Below are 275 nucleotides of genomic sequence, written 5' to 3'. Positions count from 1 at the left end.
CGCGCATGAAGCGCGATCTCGCCGCCCTCGTCGGCATCAATACCGAGAACCCGCCGGGACGCGAGATCGAGGCCGCGCAACTCGTGCATCGTCTGCTCGAAGAAGCGGGCTTCGATCTGTGCGTGAGCGAATACAAGCCGGGCCGCGCCAACGTGATGGCGCGCCTCGAAAACGGGCCGGGCCCGACCTTCGCGTTCAACACGCACCTCGACGTGGTGCCCGCCGGCACCGGCTGGCAGTCCGATCCGTTCGTGCTGCGCGAAGCCGACGGCCGC

1 pseudogene is annotated in these 275 nt (G+C 68.7%); it reads left to right on the top strand.

Going from position 1 to position 275, the window contains the following annotated elements:
* A pseudogene (locus tag SB772_RS40630) lies at positions 1-275 on the top strand (hypothetical protein); the annotation flags it as partial.

This window comes from Paraburkholderia sp. SIMBA_030 (assembly GCF_046535245.1).
In the GTDB taxonomy this organism is placed as follows: domain Bacteria; phylum Pseudomonadota; class Gammaproteobacteria; order Burkholderiales; family Burkholderiaceae; genus Paraburkholderia.
Note: the sequence above shows the minus strand (reverse complement) of the source record. Positions and strands in the feature narration are given on the sequence as shown.